This is a genomic window from Martelella sp. (genome assembly GCF_984369615.1).
In genome coordinates, this window is record NZ_CFHTCS010000011.1 from 1 (window position 1) to 21970 (window position 21970).

Annotated in this window: 19 protein-coding genes; 13 read left to right on the forward strand and 6 right to left on the reverse strand. The window is 63.1% G+C overall.

Annotated features, from left to right (window positions below; all coding sequences use genetic code 11):
* Positions 1 to 719, reverse strand: a 719-nt coding sequence (locus AC5DC2_RS02080) for a LysR family transcriptional regulator (RefSeq protein WP_491697324.1), incomplete at its 3' end; no start/stop codon positions are given.
* A gap of 85 nt (positions 720 to 804) precedes the next feature.
* Here AC5DC2_RS02080 and pcaDC point away from each other — a divergent pair.
* From pcaDC to AC5DC2_RS02100, 4 genes are all read left to right on the forward strand, one after another.
* The gene (gene pcaDC, locus AC5DC2_RS02085; RefSeq protein ID WP_491697325.1) at positions 805 to 1980 is read left to right on the forward strand and encodes a bifunctional 3-oxoadipate enol-lactonase/4-carboxymuconolactone decarboxylase PcaDC; all 1176 of its coding nucleotides are present in this window, start codon (positions 805 to 807) and stop codon (positions 1978 to 1980) included.
* Positions 1973 to 2701, forward strand: a complete 729-nt coding sequence (pcaH, locus tag AC5DC2_RS02090; protein WP_491697326.1) for a protocatechuate 3,4-dioxygenase subunit beta — start codon at positions 1973 to 1975, stop codon at positions 2699 to 2701. Before pcaDC ends, pcaH begins: the two co-directional genes overlap by 8 nt.
* 1 nt (position 2702) lies before the next feature.
* The gene (gene pcaG, locus AC5DC2_RS02095) at positions 2703 to 3302 is read left to right on the forward strand and encodes a protocatechuate 3,4-dioxygenase subunit alpha (RefSeq protein ID WP_024706116.1); all 600 of its coding nucleotides are present in this window, start codon (positions 2703 to 2705) and stop codon (positions 3300 to 3302) included.
* A gap of 299 nt (positions 3303 to 3601) precedes the next feature.
* The gene (locus tag AC5DC2_RS02100) at positions 3602 to 4654 is read left to right on the forward strand and encodes a 3-carboxy-cis,cis-muconate cycloisomerase (protein ID WP_491697327.1); all 1053 of its coding nucleotides are present in this window, start codon (positions 3602 to 3604) and stop codon (positions 4652 to 4654) included.
* Between the two features lie 21 nt (positions 4655 to 4675).
* Here AC5DC2_RS02100 and AC5DC2_RS02105 read toward each other — a convergent pair whose 3' ends face one another.
* Positions 4676 to 5173, reverse strand: coding sequence for an MmcB family DNA repair protein (locus AC5DC2_RS02105; protein ID WP_491697328.1), 498 nt, complete (start codon positions 5171 to 5173; stop codon positions 4676 to 4678).
* Between the two features lie 167 nt (positions 5174 to 5340).
* Between AC5DC2_RS02105 and AC5DC2_RS02110 the strand changes: the two genes are divergently transcribed.
* From AC5DC2_RS02110 to AC5DC2_RS02120, 3 genes are all read left to right on the forward strand, one after another.
* Positions 5341 to 5985: a L,D-transpeptidase gene (locus AC5DC2_RS02110; protein ID WP_024706119.1), complete on the forward strand. Its 645-nt coding sequence runs from the start codon at positions 5341 to 5343 to the stop codon at positions 5983 to 5985.
* A 165-nt stretch (positions 5986 to 6150) separates the two neighbouring features.
* Entirely contained in the window at positions 6151 to 7245 is a 1095-nt protein-coding gene (gene nspC, locus AC5DC2_RS02115; RefSeq protein ID WP_491697329.1) for a carboxynorspermidine decarboxylase, read from the forward strand.
* A gap of 87 nt (positions 7246 to 7332) precedes the next feature.
* Positions 7333 to 8583: a saccharopine dehydrogenase family protein gene (locus tag AC5DC2_RS02120; protein ID WP_491697330.1), complete on the forward strand. Its 1251-nt coding sequence runs from the start codon at positions 7333 to 7335 to the stop codon at positions 8581 to 8583.
* 55 nt (positions 8584 to 8638) lie between these two features.
* Here AC5DC2_RS02120 and AC5DC2_RS02125 read toward each other — a convergent pair whose 3' ends face one another.
* On the reverse strand, positions 8639 to 9103 hold the full coding sequence (locus AC5DC2_RS02125; protein ID WP_491697331.1) for a GyrI-like domain-containing protein: 465 nt from the start codon (positions 9101 to 9103) through the stop codon (positions 8639 to 8641).
* A gap of 213 nt (positions 9104 to 9316) precedes the next feature.
* On the opposite strand from AC5DC2_RS02125, the gene coaBC reads away from it, so the two are divergent.
* A complete protein-coding gene (coaBC, locus tag AC5DC2_RS02130; protein WP_491697332.1) occupies positions 9317 to 10516 on the forward strand; it encodes a bifunctional phosphopantothenoylcysteine decarboxylase/phosphopantothenate--cysteine ligase CoaBC in 1200 nt (399 codons plus the stop codon).
* A gap of 37 nt (positions 10517 to 10553) precedes the next feature.
* On the opposite strand, the gene AC5DC2_RS02135 is transcribed toward coaBC, so the two are convergent.
* Both AC5DC2_RS02135 and AC5DC2_RS02140 read right to left on the reverse strand, forming a co-directional pair.
* Positions 10554 to 10874, reverse strand: coding sequence for a chaperone modulator CbpM (locus AC5DC2_RS02135; RefSeq protein ID WP_036235498.1), 321 nt, complete (start codon positions 10872 to 10874; stop codon positions 10554 to 10556).
* Between the two features lie 5 nt (positions 10875 to 10879).
* Positions 10880 to 11818: a DnaJ C-terminal domain-containing protein gene (locus tag AC5DC2_RS02140; RefSeq protein ID WP_491697333.1), complete on the reverse strand. Its 939-nt coding sequence runs from the start codon at positions 11816 to 11818 to the stop codon at positions 10880 to 10882.
* Between the two features lie 170 nt (positions 11819 to 11988).
* On the opposite strand from AC5DC2_RS02140, the gene AC5DC2_RS02145 reads away from it, so the two are divergent.
* From AC5DC2_RS02145 to pyc, 5 genes are all read left to right on the forward strand, one after another.
* Entirely contained in the window at positions 11989 to 12189 is a 201-nt protein-coding gene (locus AC5DC2_RS02145) for a YgaP family membrane protein (protein ID WP_024706129.1), read from the forward strand.
* A gap of 11 nt (positions 12190 to 12200) precedes the next feature.
* Positions 12201 to 13196 (forward strand): efflux RND transporter periplasmic adaptor subunit, encoded by a 996-nt coding sequence (locus AC5DC2_RS02150; protein ID WP_491697334.1) that lies wholly within the window; start codon positions 12201 to 12203, stop codon positions 13194 to 13196.
* Positions 13193 to 16387, forward strand: coding sequence for an efflux RND transporter permease subunit (locus AC5DC2_RS02155; protein WP_491697335.1), 3195 nt, complete (start codon positions 13193 to 13195; stop codon positions 16385 to 16387). The genes AC5DC2_RS02150 and AC5DC2_RS02155 overlap by 4 nt, the downstream gene beginning before the upstream one ends.
* Positions 16388 to 16668: 281 nt before the next feature.
* A complete protein-coding gene (locus AC5DC2_RS02160; protein ID WP_152534411.1) occupies positions 16669 to 17418 on the forward strand; it encodes a helix-turn-helix transcriptional regulator in 750 nt (249 codons plus the stop codon).
* Between the two features lie 106 nt (positions 17419 to 17524).
* Complete coding sequence (gene pyc, locus AC5DC2_RS02165; protein ID WP_491697336.1) at positions 17525 to 20983, forward strand: pyruvate carboxylase; 3459 nt, start codon at positions 17525 to 17527, stop codon at positions 20981 to 20983.
* A gap of 39 nt (positions 20984 to 21022) precedes the next feature.
* Here pyc and AC5DC2_RS02170 read toward each other — a convergent pair whose 3' ends face one another.
* Positions 21023 to 21931, reverse strand: coding sequence for an EamA family transporter (locus AC5DC2_RS02170; RefSeq protein WP_491697337.1), 909 nt, complete (start codon positions 21929 to 21931; stop codon positions 21023 to 21025).
* Between the last annotated feature and the right edge of the window lie 39 nt (positions 21932 to 21970).

Sequence of the window (21970 nt, forward strand, 5' to 3'; positions counted from 1 at the left end):
CTCGAAGGCGGGTAACAACTCTGAACGTTATTTGCCACGCTCTCGAAGGCGGGTTCCGGCTGGGCGAGGCCGAGCGCATGCAGATAGGCCGTCACCAGCGGCGCGATCACCGCGCCCGGCGGCGGCAGCATCAGCGGATGGCTCCTGAGGGCTTCGGCATCGGGAACGAGACCGTCGAGCGGGTGGCCGCTGCGCACGACGGCAACGATCCGTTCGGAATAGAGCTGACGGAAGGAAAGCCCCTCCATCAGCGCCGCGGAAGCCATGCGGCCGACGACCATGTCGAGCGCGCCTTCTCTCAACTGGGAAAGCAGCAGCCAGTTGGGGCCGGTGGTGACCCGCAGCATGCATTGGGGTGCGGTTTCGCGAAGCTTCAGGGCCGCTTGGGGCACGAGCGCGGTAGAGGCGGTCGGCAGCGCGCCGACGATGAGGCGGGTGCGCGCGGGACGGCCCTCGCGCACCAGATCCTGGGCGCGGATGAGGTCCACCAGCGCCTGGCCGCCAAATTGCTGGAAGGTCTTGCCCGCCTGCGTCAGCGTCAGCCGGCGGCCGGAGCGGTCGAACAGCTCGACCCGCAGGATGTCCTCCAGCTCGCGAATGGTTTTCGAGACGGCGGGCTGGCTGACGTGAAGCGCGTTCGCAGCCTCGCTGAGCGAACCGCGGCGCGCGGTTTCCAGAAACGAGCGCAGATGGCGCATGCGCAGGCGAGGGTCAAGCATTGTTAACCTATAGGTTATGCGAATTTCCTCTAAATATAATTTTTTGCGCCTTCTGGCTATGGCAAAACAGGCTGGGAGGAAGCGCATGATCATTCACGCAGAAGACACGGCACTTCATGTGCGCCAGGAAGGGCCGGAGGACGGCCGCGCGGTTTTGTTCATCAATTCGCTGGGGACCGATCTCAGGGTCTGGGACCGGCTCATAGAGCTTATGCCGAAGGGGCTTCGGCTCGTCCGCTATGACAAGCGCGGCCACGGGCTTTCCAGCCTTGGTCCCGCCGGTGCCGGCCTTTCCATCGAAACCCTTGCCGATGACGCGATCGCCATTTGCGAGGCGCTGAAGCTCGAAGACGTGACGCTCGTCGGCCTTTCGATCGGCGGGCTGGTCGCGCAGTCCGTGGCGTTGAAGCGGCCCGACCTCGTTCGCGCCGTGGTGCTGATGGATACGGCGATGCGCATCGGCACCGCCGAAATGTGGGGCGAGCGCATCGCAGCGCTTGGGGCCGGCGGCATCGCCGCGATCTCCGATGCCGTTCTCGCCCGCTGGTTCGCGCCGGACTTTCTGGCGTCATCCGAGGCCGCGATGTGGCGCGCCATGCTGGAACGCACCCCGCTGGAAGGCTACATCGCCTGCTGCAAGGCGTTGGCCGGCGCGGATTACACCAACCGCGCTGCGGAAGTGAAATGTCCGGTGCTGGCGCTTTGTGGCGCACTGGATGGTTCGACGCCGCCCGATCTGGTGCGCGAGACCGCCGTTGCCTACAGGGCGCCGTTTCACCTGATCGAAAATGCCGGCCACCTGCCGCCCGTGGAACAGCCCGAGGCCGTTGCGAGCCTTCTTTCCGGCTTCTTGCAGAGCACGTCCGAGAGCGCCGGTGGCGGTCGCCTTGAAACCGGCATGCGGGTTCGCCGCGCGGTTCTGGGCGATGCCCATGTCGATCGCGCCGAAGCGGCGAAGACGCCGCTCGATGAAGCCTTTCAGACATTGATCACCGAAAGCGCCTGGGGCACGGTCTGGGCCTCCGACGCGATCAGCCGGCGCGAACGCTCGATGCTGACGCTGGCGCTTCTGGCGGCAACCGGCAATTTCGAGGAAATCCCGATGCATATCCGCGCGACGACGCGCACCGGGGCCAGCCGGCGGGATGTGGTGGAGGCCTTCCAGCATGTCGCCATCTATGCCGGCGTGCCGCGCGCCAATCATGCCCTGAAACTTGCAAAGGCGGCCTTTGCCGCAATGGAGGAGAATAACGATGACTGACCTGGGACCCCTGATCCCGCGAAACCGGATGGTCCATCCGCCGGCCTTCACCCCGGGCTACAAGACCTCGGTTGCCCGCTCGCCGAACCTGCCGCTCCTCTCCCTGGAAAGCGGCCCCTCGGAGGAGACCGGTCCGGTCTTCGGGCACGACCAGCTCGGCCCGCTCGACAACAATCTGATCCTCAACTGGACGAAGGGCGAGGCGCCGGCCGTTGGCGAACGGATCCTGGTTTATGGCCGTATCATGGATGAACGCGGCAAACCGGTGCCGGAAACGCTGATCGAGATCTGGCAGGCCAATGCCGGCGGACGTTACCGCCACAAGAAGGACACCTATTTCGCGCCGCTCGATCCGAATTTCGGCGGCTGCGGGCGCACGATCACCGATGCCGAGGGCAACTATCAGTTCCTCACCATCAGGCCCGGCGCCTATCCCTGGCCCAATGGCGGCAATGACTGGCGGCCGATGCATATCCACGTCTCCGTCTACGGCCACAGCTTCGGCCAGCGCCTGATCACCCAGATGTATTTCGAGGGCGATCCGCTGATCCCGCTCTGTCCGATTGCCAACACCGTGCGTCAGCGCGGCGATCTCGACGGGCTCGTCGCGCCGCTCGACATGAACATGTCGCGACCGCATGATTTCCTGGCCTACAAGTTCGACATCGTCCTGCGCGGCCGCCGCCAGACTATGTTCGAGAACAAGATGGAGGGGATGTGATATGGTTCAGAAACTCGAAAATCTCAAGGAAACGGCATCCCAGACCGCCGGTCCCTACGTCCATATCGGCCTGATGCCGACCTATGCCGGCAATCCCGGCTCCTACGAGGAGGAGATCGGTGCGAGTCCCATTTCGGAAGGGGCGAAGGGCGAGATCATCGAAATCCGCGGTCAGGTCTTCGACGGAACGGGCAATGCGATCCGCGATGCCATGCTGGAAAGCTGGCAGCCGGATGCCTCCGGCATCTTTCCCGGCCAACCGGGCGCCGATCCGGCCGTCTCCGGTCTCTGCCGCTTCGCCGCCGATGCCGACAGCGGCGAGTTCGTGCTGAAAACCGTCAAGCCCGGAGCCTTCAGGGGCAGGGGCGGTTCGCACAACGCGCCGCATATCTCGCTGTGGATCGTCGCGCGCGGCATCAATATCGGTCTCAACACCCGCATCTACTTCGATGACGAGGACAATGCCGATGACCGTATCCTCAAGGCCGTTGAGCTGAAGCATCGCGTGCCGACGCTGATCGCGAAGAAAACCGGTGACGGGCAATACCGCTTCGACATCCGCCTTCAGGGCGACGCCGAAACGGTGTTTCTGGATATCTGAGATCGGTCGCCGGCAGGAACTCAGGCCCTGAGCGTTCGGGACCTTGCCGGCACCCCCGTGCCGTTTGCCCCGGATCCCGGGGCAAACCCGGTATGGCGGCGAAGTGAATGAAGGGCCTCTCGGCGGCTGGACAGCCTCCCCAGTCGCACCATCTTCGTGCTTGACCCGAGGATCCAACCATCTCGGTCACGCAGCGTGTTGGCGGATCTTGCATCCGGTATCAAAGCGGTTGAAGACTGCTGCCGGTCCCGGACGCGTGCCGGATATTCGGCTGCTTGCAAACGAGAGGAGCACCACGCGTGACCATATCGGCATTCGAACATCCCTGGCTCGGCGGCTATTTCGGCGACCCGGAAACCGCCGCGATCTGGTCGCCGGAGCGGCAATTGCGGCACATGCTGGCCTTCGAGGCAGCCTGGAGCCGGGCGCTGGGCGTCTCAGGCTTCTGCGATGCCGGGGAAGCCGAAATGGCGGCGAAGGCAATCGAGGCGGCTGAGATTTCGCCCGAAGCGCTCAGGCCGGGCATGGCCGCAGACGGCGTGCCGGTGCCGGCGCTTCTTGCTCTTCTGCGCAAGAGCGTGCCGGATGCCGCCCTGCACAAGGGCGCAACCTCTCAAGACGTGGTCGACACCGCGCTGGCCCTGACCTTGCGGGAGACGACCGCGCTGTTTCTCGACCGCCTGGCAGAGCTTGGCGCAGCCTTGAAGGCGCTTGAGAGCGCTTATGGCGATGAGACGCTCATGGGCCGCACGCGGATGCAGGCGGCGGCCGAGATCAAGGTCCGCGAGCGGATCGCCACATGGCGGCTGCCGCTCGCAGACCATGCCGATCGGCTGAGCGCCCTTGGGCCGCGCGTCGAAAAGGTTCAGATCGGCGGGGCTGCCGGCGACCGTGCGGCGCTTGGCGAAAAGGCTGACGCCATGGTCGCCTCCGTCGCTGCCGAACTGGGTCTCCGGCCGACCGGCAAGGCCTGGCACGCCATGCGCGAGGGCATTGCCGACTATGCCTCGACGCTCTCGCTGGTTTCCGGAACGCTTGGCAAGATGGGTCAGGACGTGGCGCTGATGGCCCAGCAGGGCATTGACGAGATCGCCCTTTCCGGCGGCGGCGGTTCGTCCGCCATGCCGCACAAGAGCAACCCGGTCCTGGCCGAGCTTCTGGTGACGCTCGCGCGGTTCAACGCGGTGCAGGTCTCCGGCCTGCATCACGCGCTCGTCCATGAACAGGAACGCTCGGGCGCGGCCTGGAACCTGGAATGGATGATCCTGCCGCAGATGGCGCTTGCAACCGGTCGGTCTCTTTCGGCGGCGCTTGAGCTTTGCGGCAGGATCAGGCGGATCGGCAAGGAGTAGCGGGCCGTCCGCATTTCAGCCTCAGAAGGTCACGCCCTCCGCCTCCAGCCTCTCCAGCACCAGTTCGGCCGATGTCAGCCGTTCGGCGGCGTTGCGGGCAAAGGCAAGTGTCAGCAGTTTGCGCCGTGCAGGCGGCAGCCTGTGCTCGGGTGCGGGCCGGATGACTTCAGCGCCGTAGCGATCGGCGAGCAGCAGGCCGCAATCTTCCGGAAAGATGTCGAGCGGCACGCCCGCATGGGTGGCGAAGAACAGCCGGTCGCAGTAGTCGCGGTATTCCGGCCATTTGGTGTCGACGCGAAAATCTTCGATCGATGACTTGATCTCGATGATCCAGATCTCGCCTTTCTCGGTGAGACAGATGAGGTCGGCGCGGCGGCCGTTCCTGAGCGTCATCTCGCTGATCGAGGCGTTGCGCATATGTTTCATCAGGTGCTGGACGCCGCGGCGGACCAAGAGCGCCCGTTCGGACTGGCGGCCGTCGGCCGTCGGGTTCTTGGCGTGAAGATCGACAATCGCCATGGAACTTCCTTTTGATCGATGCATTTTCACAACAGCGCGGTGCCGCCGTGAGGTCGTTTACATGGCTTCCCACCACTTGCGCTTGTCACGCAATGAAATGTTAACCATAAGCTTTTATCAGCTAACTATTATCACTTTTCGCTTCAATCGTCGCCACGAGACCGCTCATGCACATCAGAACGCTTCTTCTTGCACTCTCTCTAACCGGACTGCTTGCCGCTGCGGGCTGCACCACGACCGACGGCATGTCCTCGGGCAAGATGGCGCCGATCTCCGCTTATGCGGCCGTCAGTGACGAGGGTATCGATCTGCCGCGCGTCCCGATTACCGAGGTCGACGACAAGTATCGACGCCAGGTCGTGGACTACGAGACGGATGAAGCGCCCGGCACGATCGTGGTCGACACCAAGGAGCGCCTGCTTTATTACGTCGAGGAAGACGGCAAGGCCGTGCGTTACGGCATCGGCGTCGGCCGCGACGGTTTCCGCTGGTCCGGCAACGCCTATATCGGCCGCCGCGCCGAGTGGCCCACCTGGTATCCGCCGTCGGCCATGATCAAGCGCCAGCCGGAACTGAAGGAATATGCCGGCGGCATGGAGCCCGGCATCATGAACCCGCTCGGCGCCCGCGCGCTCTACCTCTATCGCAACGGCAACGACACCATGTTCCGTATCCACGGCAACCCCAACTGGACCTCGATCGGCCAGGCGGTGTCCTCCGGCTGCATCCGCATGATCAACCAGGACATTATCGACCTCTACGCCCGCGTCGACCCCGACAAGCGCACCAAGGTCGTCGTGCTGCCGGGCTGATTGCGGCGGCGACGCAGTTTCGAGGGCGGTTCTCCGGAGCCGCCTTTTTCATTTGCAAATCCGCGAATTGCAGCGCCCGCGCTTGATTTTGGCGACTGCTTCGATAGATAGAGCCGATACACTTCAAGCGGCATGACCTTTCGCCGCATCCCGAAAGGCCCGGCTATGCAGACCCCCTATTATCTCATCGACAGGTCCAGGCTTCAGCAAAACCTCGACAAGATCGCCTGGCTGCGCGAGGCTTCCGGCGCCAAGGCGCTTCTGGCGCTCAAATGCTTTGCGACGTGGTCGGTCTTCGACCAGATGCGCCGGTATATGGACGGCACCACCTCGTCCTCGCTTTATGAGGTCAAGCTCGGTTACGAAAAATTCGGCGGCGAGACCCATGCCTATTCGGTGGCCTACGGCGAAGACGAGATCGAAGAGGTGCTGGCGAACTGCGACAAGATCATCTTCAACTCGATCGGCCAGTTGAAGCGTTTTCAGGCGCAGTCGGAGGGCAGGATCCGGGGCCTGCGCGTCAACCCGCAGGTCTCGACCTCGGATTTCGACCTTGCCGATCCGGCTCGTCCCTTCTCGCGCCTTGGCGAACACGACCCGGCGGTGATTGAAACCGTCCTCAATCAGGTTTCGGGCTTCATGTTTCACAACAATTGCGAAAACGAGGATTTCGACCGTTTCGACGAAATGCTCACCGTCATCGAGCAGCGCTTCGGTCATCTGATTTCCCGTCTCGACTGGGTGAGTCTCGGCGGCGGCATTCATTTCACCGGCGAGAACTATCCGCTGGAAAAGCTCGCTGCACGGCTCAAGGCTTTTGCCGGGAAATACAGTGTGCAGGTCTATCTGGAGCCCGGCGAGGCGGCCATCACGGGGGCTGCGACGCTGGAAGTCACTGTGCTCGATACGCTGAACAACGGCAAGGAGCTTGCCATTGTCGATTCATCGATCGAGGCGCATATGCTCGACCTGCTGATCTACCGCGAGAGCGCGAAGATTTCGCCCGATACCGGGCCGCACAAGGTGATGATCTGCGGAAAATCCTGCCTTGCCGGCGATATTTTCGGCGAGTTTTCCTTTGAGCAACCGGTCAAGGTCGGCGACCGTCTGTCGATCGAGAACGCCGCCGGTTACACGATGGTCAAGAAGAACTGGTTCAATGGCGTGAAAATGCCGTCGATCGCGATCCGCGAGGAGAATGGCGAGATCCGCACCGTTCGCGAGTTTGGCTATGACGATTTCAGATCCGCCCTGTCGTGAGGCCGGGCTGACCCCGCGGAGCGGTTCGCCGCTCCAACCCTTGATTTCGGGCAGGCGAAGCTGCCCAAAACCGGAGGCGTTGTTCCGATGAAGAAAAATGTGCTGATTATCGGCGCGGGCGGCGTGGCCCAGGTGGTCGCCCATAAATGTGCCCAGAACAATGATGTGCTCGGCGATATTCATATCGCCTCGCGCACCAAGGCGAAATGCGACGCGATCATCGAGAGCGTGCTGGAAAAGAAGGCGATGAAAGAGGATGGCGTTTTGCTCGCCCATCAGCTTGATGCGCTCGACATCCCGTCAACTGTGGCGCTGATCAACCAGACCGGCGTCGAGATCGTCATCAATGTCGGCACGGCCTTCCTCAACATGTCGGTTCTGGAAGCCTGCCTTGAAACGGGCGCGGCCTATATCGACACGGCCATCCATGAGGAGCCCGACAAGATCTGCGAAACGCCGCCGTGGTATGCAAATTACGAGTGGAAGCGCAAGGATCGCTGCGCTGAAAAGGGCGTCACCGCCATTCTCGGCGCCGGTTTCGATCCGGGCGTCGTCAATGCCTATGCGCGGCTCGCCAAGGATGACTATGTCGACGACATCACCGATATCGACATTGTCGACATCAATGCCGGCAGCCACGGCAAGTATTTCGCCACGAATTTCGACCCGGAAATCAATTTCCGCGAATTCACCGGCACGGTCTATGCCTGGCAGAACAATGAATGGACGACGAACAGGATGTTCGAGGTCGGCCATGAATTCGATCTGCCGGTGGTCGGCAAGCAGAAGGCCTATATGTCCGGCCATGACGAAATCCACTCGCTGTCGAAGAATATGGGCTCGCCCAATGTCCGCTTCTGGATGGGCTTCGGCGATCACTACATCAACGTTTTCACCGTGCTGAAAAGCCTCGGCCTCTTGTCCGAACAGCCGGTGATGACGGCCGAAGGCCAGGAAGTGGTGCCGCTGAAGGTGGTCAAGGCGGTTCTGCCCGATCCGTCATCGCTGGCGCCGAATTATACGGGCAAGACCTGCATCGGCGATTTCGTCAAGGGCACCAAGGACGGCAAGCCGGCGGAAGTCTTCATCTACAACGTCTCCGACCACAAGGAGGCTTACAATGAAGTCGGTTCCCAGGGCATTTCGTTCACCGCCGGCGTTCCCCCGGTCGCCGCCGCCATTCTGGTCGCGTCGGGAGAATGGGATGTGAAGACCATGGCCAATGTCGAGGAACTGCCGCCGAAGCCCTTCCTCAACATCCTGAACCAGATCGGCCTGCCGACCCGGATCAAGGATGAAAATGGCGACCGCGCGCTCGATTTTTTGAAGTCGGTTTAGCTTTTCGAAACAAGACAGGGGCTGGCGCGGGGCGTCTTAAACCGCCGCGCCGGCTTCAGCGTGCAAGGCCGAACTGGATTTCGATCCTGTGATAGCCGGCTTTGGCGCCGTTCCATTTGTGATAGATTTCTCGGCTTTCGCCCGAAAAATCGTGGCGCGAGAACCGGATTTCCTCCACCAGCGGCGCATAGCCCTGCGTGAACAGACCCCGCATCGTGCCCTGATAGGTCCGCGTTGCCACCATGATCGGCTCGAAGCGGCTGAGCTCAAAACGGCCTGCATGGTTGTAGTCCTCGGGCTTTCGGACCGGATAGCAAATCGTCCAGTGAAAACGCGTCTTTCCATCCTGCGGCAGGTTCCGCGCGACGAAAACCCAAGGTCCCGCCATGGCGAGCCCGTATTCCGCCGCCTCGCTTTCGATCTCGGGGGATAAGGTCGCCGCCGCCGCCTTAACGTCACGGATGGCGAGAAATCGCTTCCCGGTTAGCGCCCAGAATGCATCAGTCTCAACGATCTTCATCAGAACCGGCCTCTTTTGACATGCATGATGGAACGCATTAACTGGACAATCGTCCGGAGCCAACGAATATTCTAGAATGAACTTGCCAAGTTCATCGGGAAAGCCGCACCCTTTAGAAAAATATTTCTCACAAGGCAAAGTGCGCTCCGGAACCTTTTCCGCCCGGCTATTCATGATAATGATGTTGGCAAAACGCTGAAAAGAACGAAGCCCATGTCGCTGAAAGACAAACGCATTCTCCTGATCATTTCCGGCGGGATCGCGGCTTACAAGAGCCTCGATCTGATCCGCAGGCTGAAGGAACGCGGCGCGCGGGTGACGCCGGTGATGACGGCGGCGGCGCAGCAATTCATTACCCCGCTGGCCGTCGGCGCGCTGTCCGGTGGGCATGTGTTTACCGATCTTTTCTCCCGCACGGAGGAACAGGATGTCGGCCATATCCGCCTTGCGCGCGAGAACGATCTGATCGTGATCGCGCCCGCCACCGCCGATCTGATGGCCAAGATGGCGACGGGACTGGCAAATGATCTGGCGAGCGCCGTGCTGCTGGCGCGCGACTGTCCGGTTCTGCTGGCGCCGGCGATGAACCCGAAAATGTGGTCGGCGGCTCCGACGCAGCGCAATCTGGCGACGCTTCTTGCGGATGGCGCAAAGACGATTGGCCCGATGGCCGGCGAGATGGCCGAAAGCGGCGAGGCCGGGACCGGGCGGATGGCCGAGCCGATGGAAATCGTTGTCGCGATCGAGACCTTGTTCGATGATGCGCCGAAGCCCCTTCAGGGAAAACGCGCGGTCGTCACGTCCGGCCCCACCCATGAGCCGATCGATCCGGTGCGCTATATCGCCAACCGCTCGTCCGGCCGCCAGGGCCATGCCATCGCCGCAGCGCTTGCCGAGCTTGGCGCGGATGTGACGCTCGTCTCCGGCCCGGTGACGATTGCCGATCCCGGGGGCGTGACCACCGTTCATGTGGAGAGCGCCCGCGACATGCTGACCGCCGTGGAGGCGGCGCTTCCCGCCGATATCGCCGTCATGGTCGCCGCCGTCGCCGACTGGCGGGCGGCCGAAAACGCAACGCAGAAGATGAAGAAGAGGCCCGGCGAGGCCCCGCCGCCGCTCGCGCTTGCGGAAAACCCCGATATCCTGAAGACCATCGGCCATCACCAGCGCCGTCCGGCGCTCGTCGTCGGCTTTGCCGCCGAGACCAGCGATGTCGAGGCATATGCCCGCGACAAGCTTTCCCGCAAGGGCGCCGACCTGATCGTCGCCAATGACGTATCGAAGGAGGGCGTCATGGGCGGCGCCCGCAACGAAGTGACGCTGGTGACGAAGGACGGCGCCGAGACCTGGCCGGACCTCGACAAGACCGAGGTCGCGGCAAGGCTCGCGGCGTGGATCGCCAATCGGTTCTGAGCAAGGCCTGGAGCGCGTCCAGGAAAGCGGACATGCTCTATCGCCGCTCCTGCAGCCGCTTGATCACCGCCGCGCGCACATCCTCGCCCTCGGCGTTCAGCGCCCGGTCCAGCGCCTTCATCCGTCGGCGCAGCGTGTTGAGCTCGTCCATCAGGCCGAGAACCACCGGAACGGCCTCGTCATTGACCTCGAGATCCTCCGTCAGCTCGACAATCAGTTGCAGGCGCGCGAGGTCGGTTTCGTCGAAGGCCGGGCCGCGTTCGCCCTGGCGGGGCTTGACCCATGATCGGGTGACGCAGATTTCCAGACGTTCGGCGCTCAGCCGGCCGACCCGTTCCAGCACTTGCGTTTTCGTCATGATGATCATCGCCGGCCTCCTTTCCAGCCCGCGCGCGGATCGTGCGGATGGCTCGCGCGCCAGGCCTTGAGCGCTTCCTCAAGGGCGGGGTCCGCCTTTGGCGGCAGCACGATCTTCAGCGTCACCAGCATATCGCCGGTCCCGCCGCCTGCTTTCGGCGCGCCCTTGCCCTTCAGCCGCATCACGCGGCCGGAGCTTGAATGGACCGGAACCTTCAGGTTGACCCGGCCGTCGATTGTCGGCACCGAGATGGTTGCGCCCAGCACTGCCTCGTCGATGCCGACGGGCAGGTCGATCTTGATGTCGTCGCCGTCGCGGGTGAAGACGGGATCTGGCAGGACCTCGACGCGCACATAGGCATCGCCCGGCGGCCCGCCATTGATGCCAGGTTCGCCCTTGCCGGCAAGCCGCAGCGTCTTGCCGTCCTCGATACCGGCGGGAATGGCGAGCGCGATCTTGCCGCCTTCGGGCAGGCCGACCGTCTTCTTCGCGCCAGTGAGCGCCTCGATGAGGCTGACCTGGAGGTGAAAGTGGCGATCCTGCCCGCGCATGCGCATCGAACCACGCTCCCCGAATGAACCGCCGGATGCCCTGCCGCCGAAGGCGCGAGCGAAGAAATCGCCAAGATCGTCGAACCCGCCCTCGAATTCGTAGCGCGCGCTTGGGTCGGCCTCGGCATGGGCGCGGTAATATTGCCGCTCCGGCCGTTCCTGCTGGTTGATGTCGATCTCGCCGGCATCGAACCGGCGGCGTTTTTCCGGATCGCTCAAAAGGTCATAGGCCGCCGTCACCTGGCCGAACTGTTCGGCCTTGGCGGCGTCACCGGGGTTGAGGTCCGGGTGAAGCTTCTTGGCAAGCTGCCGGTAGGCCTTCTTGATCTCGTCTGGAGAGGCTGTCTTGGCAACGCCGAGCAATTGATAGGGGTCGTGTTGTTGTTGCGCCATGATTGTGACCTTGATCAATCGGCGGACCGGCCGCCTTGTCTTATGATATGGGAATGTCCGTTTCCGCTTTCCAGACTCCGTGAAGCCGCCTGGCGAAGCAGAACGACACTTGCAAAACCGTTATAATAACGTATATACGAAACTACGTAGTTTTTAGCGAGGAGTTTGCAATGTCTCTCGATCGTGCCGTTCTGGCCTTTGCCGGTATCATGGTTCTTCTGTCGGTGGTTCTGACAGTCTTCGTCAGCATCTACTGGCTGTGGTTCACCGCCTTCATCGGCCTCAACATGCTGCAATCGGCCTTCACGGGCTTCTGCCCGGCGGCCATGATTTTCAGGAAGCTTGGCATCAAGCCCGGCACCGCATTCTGAAAGGCGAGATAATGATGCCCAAAGCGCTTGCATGGCGCGGCATGGCCGCGCTTCTTGCCGCCTTCCTTGCTGCCGTCTCAGCCTCTGCCGCGATGCTGAAGGTCGAGCCGATGACCGTGCCGGAATGGAAGGCCGTCTATGGCGAAGTCAAGGCCCGCGACACGGTTCCGGCGCGCGCCCGCATTGGCGGCACGCTCGAGCAGCTGTCGCTGACAGAGGGCGATATGGTCAACGAAGGCGATGTGATCGGCACCGTCCGGGACGACAAGCTCGATTATCAGGTCGCCGCCTACGAGGCGCAGCTGAAAGGGCTTAACGCTTCGCTCGAGAACGCGCGCTCGGAACTGGAACGGGGCGAAAACCTCAACAAGCGCGGGGTGATGAGCAACCAGCAGCTCGATACGCTGAGGACCCAGGTCGATGTGGTCGTCAACAACATCGCCTCGGTCAACGCCAATATGGAGGTCGTCCGCCAGCAATTGCGCGAGGGCGATATCCTTGCTCCGGCATCCGGCCGCGTGCTGCGGGTGCCCGTCGTCGAGGGTTCGGTGATCCTGCCCGGCGAGACGGTCGCCACGATCGGTTCCGGTGGCTTTTTTCTGAGGCTTGCGATCCCCGCCCGCCACGCGAACCTTCTGGAGGAGGGGGCGTCCATCGAGATCAGCCGCCCCGATGCCGAGGGTGAAGCCACCGGCAAACTGGTAAAACTCTATCCGGAACTCGACAACAACCGCGTGATCGCCGACGTGGAAGTCGACGGGCTGAAAACCGGCTATGTCAACCAGCGCTTTCTGGTGCGCGTGCCGATCGGCGAGCGCGAGGCCCTCTTCGTGCCCGAAAATGCCGTGACCACACGCCACGGGCTCGATTTCGTCACCGTCGCCCTGGATGACGGCAGGACGCGGGAGAAGACCGTGATGACCGGCGGCAACGCCGACATCAAGGGTCAGACCATGACCGAGATACTGACCGGGCTTTCCCCCGGCGATGAGGTAATCGTCCCATGAAACCGCACAAGCTTGGTCTTGCCGGCGGGCTGACCAAATCCTTCATCGCTTCGCCGCTGACGCCGCTCTTCCTTCTGGCGGCGCTGGCGCTCGGCCTTGTGGCATTGTTCACCTTGCCGCGCGAGGAAGAGCCGCAGATCTCCGTTCCCATGGTCGACATCATCGTCCAGGCCCCGGGGCTGAAGGCGGAGGATGCCGTCAAGCTCGTCTCCGAACCGCTGGAGACGATCATCAAGGGCATCAATGATGTCGAGCATGTCTATTCGCAGACATCCGACAACCAGGTCATGGTCACGGCCCGCTTCATGGTCGGCACGCCAGCCGACAGCGCGGTGCTGCGCGTCCATGACAAGGTCATGGCCAATATGTCCGACATCCCCGTCGGCATTCCCGAACCGCTGATTATCGGCCGCACGATCGACGACGTCGCCATTGTCGCGCTGACGCTGACGCCCGCCGACGGCCGGGATGCGGGCATCACCGCAAACGACCTCACCCGGGTGGCGCGCGAGCTGCAGACCGAACTCACCAAGATTGACGAGGTGGGGCTCACCTATCTGGTCGGCGAGACCGGCGAGGCGATCCGTATCGCTCCTGATCCCGAACGGCTGGCGCTCTATGGTGTGACGCTGAAGTCGCTGACCGGCAAGGTGACGGCGGCAAACCGCGCCTTCTCCACCGGCACGGTGCGCGACAACGGCATGCAGATCGACGTGATGGCCGGCCAGACCCTGTCGTCGCCCGGCGAGATCGGCAATCTCCTCCTGACCAGCACCGATGGCCGCCCGGTCTATGTTCGTGATGTCGCCGACATCTCCTATATCACCAATGATTCCGACGCGATTGCCTCCTCGGTCACGCTTGCCGAAGACGGAACGATGGAGCGCGTTCCGGCTGTCACGCTGGCGATTGCCAAGCGCGCCGGGGCGAACGCGGTCAATGTCGCGCACGACATTCTCCACCGCGTCGATGAGTTGAAGGGCACGCTCATTCCCGACACGATGGCCGTTTCGGTCACCCGGGACTATGGCGAGACGGCCAACGAGAAGGCGAACGAACTGCTCTTCCATCTGGCGCTTGCCACGGTGTCGATCATCATCCTCGTCTGGGTGGCGATCGGGCTCAGGGAAGCGCTTGTCGTTGCCATCGTCATTCCGGTGACGATCCTGCTGACGCTGTTTGCCGCCAATATCATGGGCTACACGCTGAACCGCGTGTCGCTGTTCGCGCTGATCTTCTCCATCGGCATCCTGGTGGATGACGCCATCGTCGTGATCGAGAACATCGCCCGCCACTGGGCGATGCCCGACGAGCGCACGCGCGTTCAGGCGGCAATCGAAGCCGTGGCGGAAGTCGGCAATCCGACGATCGTCGCGACGCTGACGGTCGTGGCCGCCCTCCTGCCGATGATGTTCGTCTCGGGCATGATGGGCCCCTATATGAGCCCGATCCCGGCGGTGGCATCGGCCGCGATGATCTTCTCCTTCTTCGTCGCCGTGATGATCACGCCCTGGCTGATGGTGAGGATTGCCGGCAAAGCCAAGCTCCATGCCGAGGACGGCCATGGCGGCGGGGCGCTCGGCCGCGCCTATGCGGCGGTCGCCCGCCCGATCCTGAAGACGAAGTTCCGCTCCTGGACCTTCATCGGGCTTGTTCTGGTCGCCACCTTCGGCTCGCTCAGCCTGTTCTACACCAAACATGTCACCGTCAAGCTTCTGCCCTTCGACAACAAGTCGGAACTGCAGGTGACGATCGATCTGCCCGAGGGCGCCTCGGTCGAGGAGACCGACGCCATTGCCCAGGCCGTTGCCGATGTGGTGCTGCAGACGCCCGAGGTGCTGTCGGTCCAGACCCATGCCGGCACGGCCTCGCCCTTCAACTTCAACGGCCTTGTCCGCCACTACTACATGCGCAACCGGCCGGAGATGGGCGATGTCCAGATCAATCTGACGCCGAAAGGCGATCGCGACCGCTCGAGCCACGAGATCGCGCTGGATCTGAGAAAGAAGATCCTGGCGGAGGTTCCCGTGCCTGCGGGCAGTTCGCTGAAGGTCGTCGAGCCGCCGCCCGGTCCGCCGGTCATGGCGACGCTCTTGGCGGAAATCTACGGCCCGGATGCCGAAACCCGTCGCGCTGTTGCCGAAAAGGTCAAGGAGGCCTTCCGCTCCGTGCCCTTTATCGTCGATGTCGATGACAGCTACGGTCAGCAGACGCGGCGTCTGAGGGTTGCGATTTCCGGCGACGATCTGGAAAGCTATGGCGTTGCCGAACAGGACGTCTTCGACGCGCTGTCGGCGCTGAACGGCACCGCCACGGTTGGCTACTCCCACCGCGGCGGCGGTCGTCCGCCGATCCCGATCGAGATCGGCCGCACCAAGGACCAGAAGGTGCTCGACGAGACTTTCCTGTCGACGCCGGTCGCGTCCGCCACCGGCGGAACCGCCTCTGTCGTCGAACTCGGCGACGTCGTGACGGTCACCGAAGAGCCGACCTCCTACGCCATCTTCCGCCACAACGGTCACTATGCCGACATGGTGACCGGCGAACTGGCAGGCGATTTCGAAGCGCCGCTCTACGGCATGCTCGCCGTTCAGGACGCGATCGACGCGATGGACTGGGGCGACCTGCCGAAGCCTGTCATCAAGCTGCACGGCCAGCCGGAAGATGAATCCGAGCCGGTTCTGCTGTGGGACGGCGAATGGGAGGTCACATGGGTCACGTTCCGCGATATGGGCGCCGCCTTCATGGTTGCGCTTCTCGGGATCTATATCCTCGTCGTCGCCCAGTTCGGCTCGTTCAAGGTGCCACTGGTGATCCTGACGCCGGTGCCGTTGACCTTTATCGGCATCATGCTCGGCCACTGGATGTTCAACGCGCCGTTCACGGCGACCTCGATGATCGGCTTCATCGCGCTCGCCGGCATCATCGTGCGCAATTCGATCCTGCTGGTCGACTTCATCCGGCATACCAAGTCGGATGACGTGCTGATGATCGACACGTTGATCGCGGCGGGTTCGATCCGCTTCAAGCCGATCCTGCTGACTGCGCTTGCGGCGATCATCGGCGCGGCCGTCATCCTGGCCGATCCGATCTTCCAGGGTCTTGCAATCTCGTTGCTGTTCGGCCTCATCTCGTCGACCCTGCTGACGGTGCTGATCATCCCGGCAATCTATCGGGTGCTGAGAAGCTGATGCGAAGACCGGTGGCCGCCATGCCGCAAAATGGCGGCCGCCGCAACGTTGCGGAATGTCTGCGCCACAGGCCCGCGGGAGCGCCCTCTGCCACTTTTGCGCACAATGGAAAAGCATAGCCTCACTAATCCCATGGTTGCTATTGCCCTTGATACGTGTAAAAACTAGGCGTTGTAATCACACCTCGCCTGCGCTTGAAAAAGACGGGTGATTCGAAGCGAAATCAGTCGCCGGCCGGTGCAAAGGAAGCCTTGCCGACGCGCCCGAAAGACAAGATTCCCTTGCAGAAATATCAAGACCTGCTGGAATACCTCGTTCTGATCCACGAGATAGACAGCCTGACGAGCCTTCGGGCGGCCATGGAAAAGGTTGCCCGACGCTATGATTTCGCGCGGACCGGATTGTTTCGGCGGTCGCTGACCCCCGCCCGTGACGCGGTCGCATGGCGCTGCCTTGTCGGGAGCGAGCCCGATGCCGAGCACCCGATACTCTTTGATGGCGCCGTCGATGGCGTTCTGCTGGCGACCGGCGCGCTCGAAGGCGCATATTTCTGGGATTCGGCGCTCGCGGCCGGTGGGCGGTTCAATCCCGCGCTTTCTCGCGAACTGCGTCTGCGGTGCGTCCGGGCGGCGCAGGAGGGGCTGGCTTACGGCGTCACCTTCCCGGTCTTCGGGCGTGAGGGGCTGGCCGGCACGCTTGCAATGGCGCGCGGCCGGCGGATCGAGCTTTCTCCGCTGGAAATCAGCCTCTTCAGCGCGCTCGCCCGGGAAACGCTCAACCGTTGTCTTGTTATTCTGCGATGCGGCGAAGCCGATGCGCCCGGAGGGAACACGGTCCCGGCGCTCTCGCTGCGTGAGCTGACCATTCTCAAGAACCTGGCTGACGGGATGACGTCGGTCGAAGCCGGAAGGACGATCGGCCTCACCAATCATACGGTCAACTGGTATGTCAGCGGCCTGCAGCAGAAACTCGGGGCGCGCAACCGGCAAAACCTCGTCGCCCTTGCGTTCCGGCTCGGTCTCGTCTCCTGATTGCGGCAAATCGATTAAGGCATCAGGGCGGGTTTGCGCTTGCCCGAGAGTTTGGCTATGACTTTGAAATTGCGATTGTCACGCTTTTTTCCTGAGGAGGCCTTCCTTGCCGATTTCAAAGATACTTGTCGCCAACCGCTCCGAGATTGCCATCCGTGTTTTTCGCGCTGCAAACGAACTGGACATAAAAACGGTCGCGATCTGGGCGGAAGAGGACAAGCTGGCGCTCCATCGGTTCAAGGCGGATGAGAGCTACCAGGTCGGACGCGGCCCTCACCTCGATCGCGATATGGGTCCGATCGAGAGCTACCTTTCCATCGAGGAAGTGATCCGCGTCGCCAAGCTTTCCGGCGCCGATGCCATCCATCCGGGTTACGGCCTTCTTTCCGAAAGCCCGGAGTTCGTCGATGCCTGCGCGGAAGCCGGCATCACCTTCATCGGCCCGAAGGCCGAGACCATGCGGCGGCTCGGCAACAAGGTCGCGGCCCGCAATCTCGCCATCGAGGTCGGCGTGCCGGTCGTGCCGGCGACCGACCCGCTGCCCGATGACATGGCGGAAGTCGAGCGCATGGCAGAGGAAATCGGCTTTCCGGTGATGCTGAAAGCCTCCTGGGGCGGCGGCGGTCGCGGCATGCGCGTCATCCGTTCCAAGGCCGATCTCGCCCGCGAGGTGACCGAGGCAAAGCGCGAGGCCAAGGCCGCCTTCGGCAAGGACGAGGTCTATCTCGAAAAGCTGGTGGAACGCGCCCGGCACGTGGAAAGCCAGATTCTCGGCGACACCCACGGCAATGTGGTGCATCTGTTCGAGCGCGACTGCTCGATCCAGCGCCGCAACCAGAAGGTCGTCGAACGCGCGCCGGCGCCGTATCTTACAGACGAACAGCGCGCCGAACTCGCCGAATACTCGCTGAAGATCGGCCGGGCCACTGACTATATCGGCGCGGGCACCGTCGAATATCTGATGGATGCCGATACCGGCAAGTTCTACTTCATCGAGGTCAATCCGCGCATCCAGGTCGAGCACACCGTCACCGAGACCGTGACCGGCATCGATATCGTCAAGGCGCAGATCCATATTCTCGACGGCGCGGCGATCGGCACGGAGGAATCCGGCGTTCCGCCGCAGGAGGAGATCTATCTGCGCGGCCACGCGCTGCAGTGCCGCATCACCACGGAAGATCCCGAGCACAATTTCATTCCCGATTACGGCCGCATCACCGCCTATCGCGGCGCCACCGGCTTCGGCATCCGCCTCGACGGCGGCACGGCCTATTCGGGCGCCGTCATCACCCGTTTCTACGATCCGCTTCTGGAAAAGGTCACCGCCTGGGCGCCGTCGCCGCAGGAGGCCGCGCGGCGCATGGACCGGGCGCTGCGCGAGTTTCGCATTCGCGGCGTCGCCACCAACCTGACCTTCCTTGAAGCGATCATCACCCATCCGCAATTCATGGACTACAGCTACACCACGCGTTTCATCGACGAGACGCCGGAGCTGTTCTCCCAGGTCAAGCGCGCCGACCGCGGGACCAAGCTCCTGACCTATCTGGCCGATGTCACCGTCAACGGCCATCCGGAGGTCAAGGGCCGTCCGCGCCCCTCCGATGAGATCGCGGCGCCCGTCGTGCCCTTCATCGAGGGCGATCCGAAGCCTGGCACCAAGCAGCTTCTCGACAAGATGGGGCCGGAGAAATTCGCCAAGTGGATGCGCAATGAAAAGCGCGTCCTGATGACCGACACCACCATGCGCGACGGCCACCAGTCGCTGCTGGCGACCCGCATGCGCACCCATGACATTGCGACCATCGCCGGCACCTATGCCCGGGCGCTGCCGGAGCTTCTGTCGCTCGAATGCTGGGGCGGGGCAACCTTCGACGTGTCGATGCGCTTCCTGACGGAAGACCCGTGGGAGCGGCTGGCGAAGGTCCGCCAGAACGCGCCGAACCTTCTGCTGCAGATGTTGCTCAGGGGCGCAAACGGCGTCGGCTACAAGAACTACCCCGACAATGTGGTCAAGTATTTCGTTCGCCAGGCGGCCGCGGGCGGGATCGATCTCTTCCGCGTCTTCGACTGCCTCAACTGGGTGGAGAACATGCGCGTTTCGATGGACGCTGTTGCCGAGGAAGGCAAGCTCTGCGAGGCGGCGATCTGCTATACCGGCGACATCATGAATGCGCGTCGACCGCAATATGACCTGAAATACTACACCGACCTTGCCAGGGAACTGGAAGCCGCCGGCGCCCATATCATCGCGGTGAAGGACATGGCCGGCCTGCTGAAGCCGGCAGCCGCCAAGATGCTGTTCACCGCCCTGCGCGATGCGACCGAACTGCCGATCCATTTCCACACCCACGACACGTCGGGCATTGCGGCCGCCACCGTGCTGTCGGCGATCGACGCCGGCGTCGATGCCGTCGATGCGGCCATGGACGCGTTCTCCGGCAACACCTCGCAGCCCTGCCTCGGCTCGATCGTCGAGGCGTTGAAGGGCCACGAGCGCGATCCGGGCCTCAATACCGGCTATATCCGCCGCATCTCCTTCTACTGGGAGGCCGTGCGCCACCAGTATGCCGCCTTTGAAAGCGACCTGAAGGGGCCGGCCTCGGAAGTCTATCTGCACGAAATGCCCGGCGGCCAGTTCACCAATCTTAAGGAGCAGGCCCGCTCGCTCGGGCTTGAGACCCGCTGGCACGAGGTGGCGCAGGCCTATGCCGACGCCAACCAGATGTTCGGCGACATCGTCAAGGTGACACCCTCCTCCAAGGTCGTCGGCGATATGGCGCTGATGATGGTCAGCCAGGATCTCTCCGTTGCCGACGTCGAAAACCCGGCCAAGGACATGTCCTTCCCGGATTCGGTCGTCTCCATGCTGAAGGGCGATCTCGGCCAGCCGCCGGCCGGATGGCCGGAGGGGCTGCAGAAGAAGGCGCTGAAGGGCGACAAGCCCTATACGGTGCGTCCCGGTTCGCTGCTGGAAGAGGCCGATCTGGAGGCCGAACGGAAGCAGGCCGAGGAGAAGGTCGGGCGCGAGATCAATGATTTCGAGCTCGCCTCCTACCTGATGTATCCGAAGGTCTTCGTCGATTATGCGCTGGCGAGCGAAACCTACGGCCCTGTTTCGGTTCTGCCGACGCCTGCCTATTTCTACGGTCTCGACGAGGGTGACGAACTGTTCGCCGATCTCGAAGTCGGCAAGACGATCGTGGTGCAGAACCAGGCGGTCACCAGCCCGGACGAGAAGGGCATGGTCACCGTGTTCTTCGAGCTGAACGGCGCGCCGCGCTCGATCAAGGTGCCGGACCGCGCCCATGGGGCAACAGGCGGGGCCAACCAGAAGGTGGATCCGGCAAACCAGAACCAGATCGGCGCGCCGATGCCGGGCGTGATCTCGACGGTCGCCGTTTCCGCCGGCCAGCAGGTCTCCTCGGGCGACGTACTGGTCTCGATCGAAGCGATGAAGATGGAAACCGCGCTCCACGCCGACCGCGACGGCGTCATCAAGGAAGTCCACGTCAAGGCCGGCGACCAGATCGACGCCAAGGACCTTCTGGTGGTGTTCGAGGACTGAGATCAGCCCTCGTCAGCCTGAGATGTTCGAAAACCCCGGTCATTCGGCCGGGGCTTTCGCATGTGCAGGCGTAGCGACGGGCGAAGGGGCGGGACCGCCTGTCATACGGCCGAGCCAGAGACTTGCCAGCACCAGCACGGCGCCCGCGACCTGCAGCGGCGACAAGGCCTGACCCAGCAGAACCCAGCCGAGCAGGACCGCGCTCAAGGGGCTCAGGAAGCCCAGCAGGGCGGCGCGTGATGGGCCGATCCTTGCAATGCCGCGAAACCAGAAGAAATAGGTGAGCGCCGCGCCGATGAGGCCGAGCCAGGCGAGGCCGATCAGGTTTTCGGCCGTCGGAACCGGGAAGGCGGGCTCGAGGATGAGAGCCAGCGGCAGGAGCAGCAGACCGCCGGTGGTCAGTTGCCAGGCGGTCAGCGTCAGCGGCGGCACGGGAAACTGCCATTTGCGGGTCAGCACCGTGCCCGCCGCCATTGACAGCGCGCCGCCGAAGGCCGCGGCAATGCCGAGGGGATCGAGCACGGCGTTCGGCGACAGCACGAGAAAGGCAACGCCTGCGAGCCCGCCGAGCGCGGCCAGCACGCCGAGCGGCCGGATCGCGGTGCCGAGGGCAGCGCGCGACAGAAACAGCACGATCAGCGGCTGGGTCGCGCCAAGGGTTGCGGCAACGCCGCCGGGCAGGCGATAGGCGGCGACGAACAGCAGGCTCCAGAACAGCGCGAAGTTCAGGAACCCGAGCGCAAACAGGCGCGGCAGCATGGCGGGGGAGGGCAATTGCCGGACCGCGACAAGCAGGATGAGGCCCGCCGACAGCGCCCGAAGCAGCCCGAGGGTCAGGGGCATGCCCGCCGGCAGAAGCTCGGTGGTGACGATATAGGTGCTGCCCCAAATGGCAGGGGCCAGTGCGGTCAGCAGGACATCGGATGTTTTCGGCATGGTTGCCTCCATTTATCTTGACGTCAAACTATATGATTATAGCTTGACGTC

Bases quoted from the DNA above. Each gene is read 5' to 3' on its own strand.
- pcaDC (WP_491697325.1), top strand. From the start codon at position 805: ATGATCATTCACGCAGAAGACACGGCACTTCATGTGCGCCAGGAAGGG.
- pcaH (WP_491697326.1), top strand. From the start codon at position 1,973: ATGACTGACCTGGGACCCCTGATCCCGCGAAACCGGATGGTCCATCCG.
- pcaG (WP_024706116.1), top strand. From the start codon at position 2,703: ATGGTTCAGAAACTCGAAAATCTCAAGGAAACGGCATCCCAGACCGCC.
- AC5DC2_RS02105 (WP_491697328.1), bottom strand. From the start codon at position 5,173: ATGGCGATTGTCGATCTTCACGCCAAGAACCCGACGGCCGACGGCCGC.
- AC5DC2_RS02110 (WP_024706119.1), top strand. From the start codon at position 5,341: ATGCACATCAGAACGCTTCTTCTTGCACTCTCTCTAACCGGACTGCTT.
- nspC (WP_491697329.1), top strand. From the start codon at position 6,151: ATGCAGACCCCCTATTATCTCATCGACAGGTCCAGGCTTCAGCAAAAC.
- AC5DC2_RS02120 (WP_491697330.1), top strand. From the start codon at position 7,333: ATGAAGAAAAATGTGCTGATTATCGGCGCGGGCGGCGTGGCCCAGGTG.
- AC5DC2_RS02125 (WP_491697331.1), bottom strand. From the start codon at position 9,103: ATGAAGATCGTTGAGACTGATGCATTCTGGGCGCTAACCGGGAAGCGA.
- coaBC (WP_491697332.1), top strand. From the start codon at position 9,317: ATGTCGCTGAAAGACAAACGCATTCTCCTGATCATTTCCGGCGGGATC.
- AC5DC2_RS02135 (WP_036235498.1), bottom strand. From the start codon at position 10,874: ATGACGAAAACGCAAGTGCTGGAACGGGTCGGCCGGCTGAGCGCCGAA.
- AC5DC2_RS02140 (WP_491697333.1), bottom strand. From the start codon at position 11,818: ATGGCGCAACAACAACACGACCCCTATCAATTGCTCGGCGTTGCCAAG.
- AC5DC2_RS02145 (WP_024706129.1), top strand. From the start codon at position 11,989: ATGTCTCTCGATCGTGCCGTTCTGGCCTTTGCCGGTATCATGGTTCTT.
- AC5DC2_RS02150 (WP_491697334.1), top strand. From the start codon at position 12,201: ATGATGCCCAAAGCGCTTGCATGGCGCGGCATGGCCGCGCTTCTTGCC.
- AC5DC2_RS02155 (WP_491697335.1), top strand. From the start codon at position 13,193: ATGAAACCGCACAAGCTTGGTCTTGCCGGCGGGCTGACCAAATCCTTC.
- AC5DC2_RS02170 (WP_491697337.1), bottom strand. From the start codon at position 21,931: ATGGAGGCAACCATGCCGAAAACATCCGATGTCCTGCTGACCGCACTG.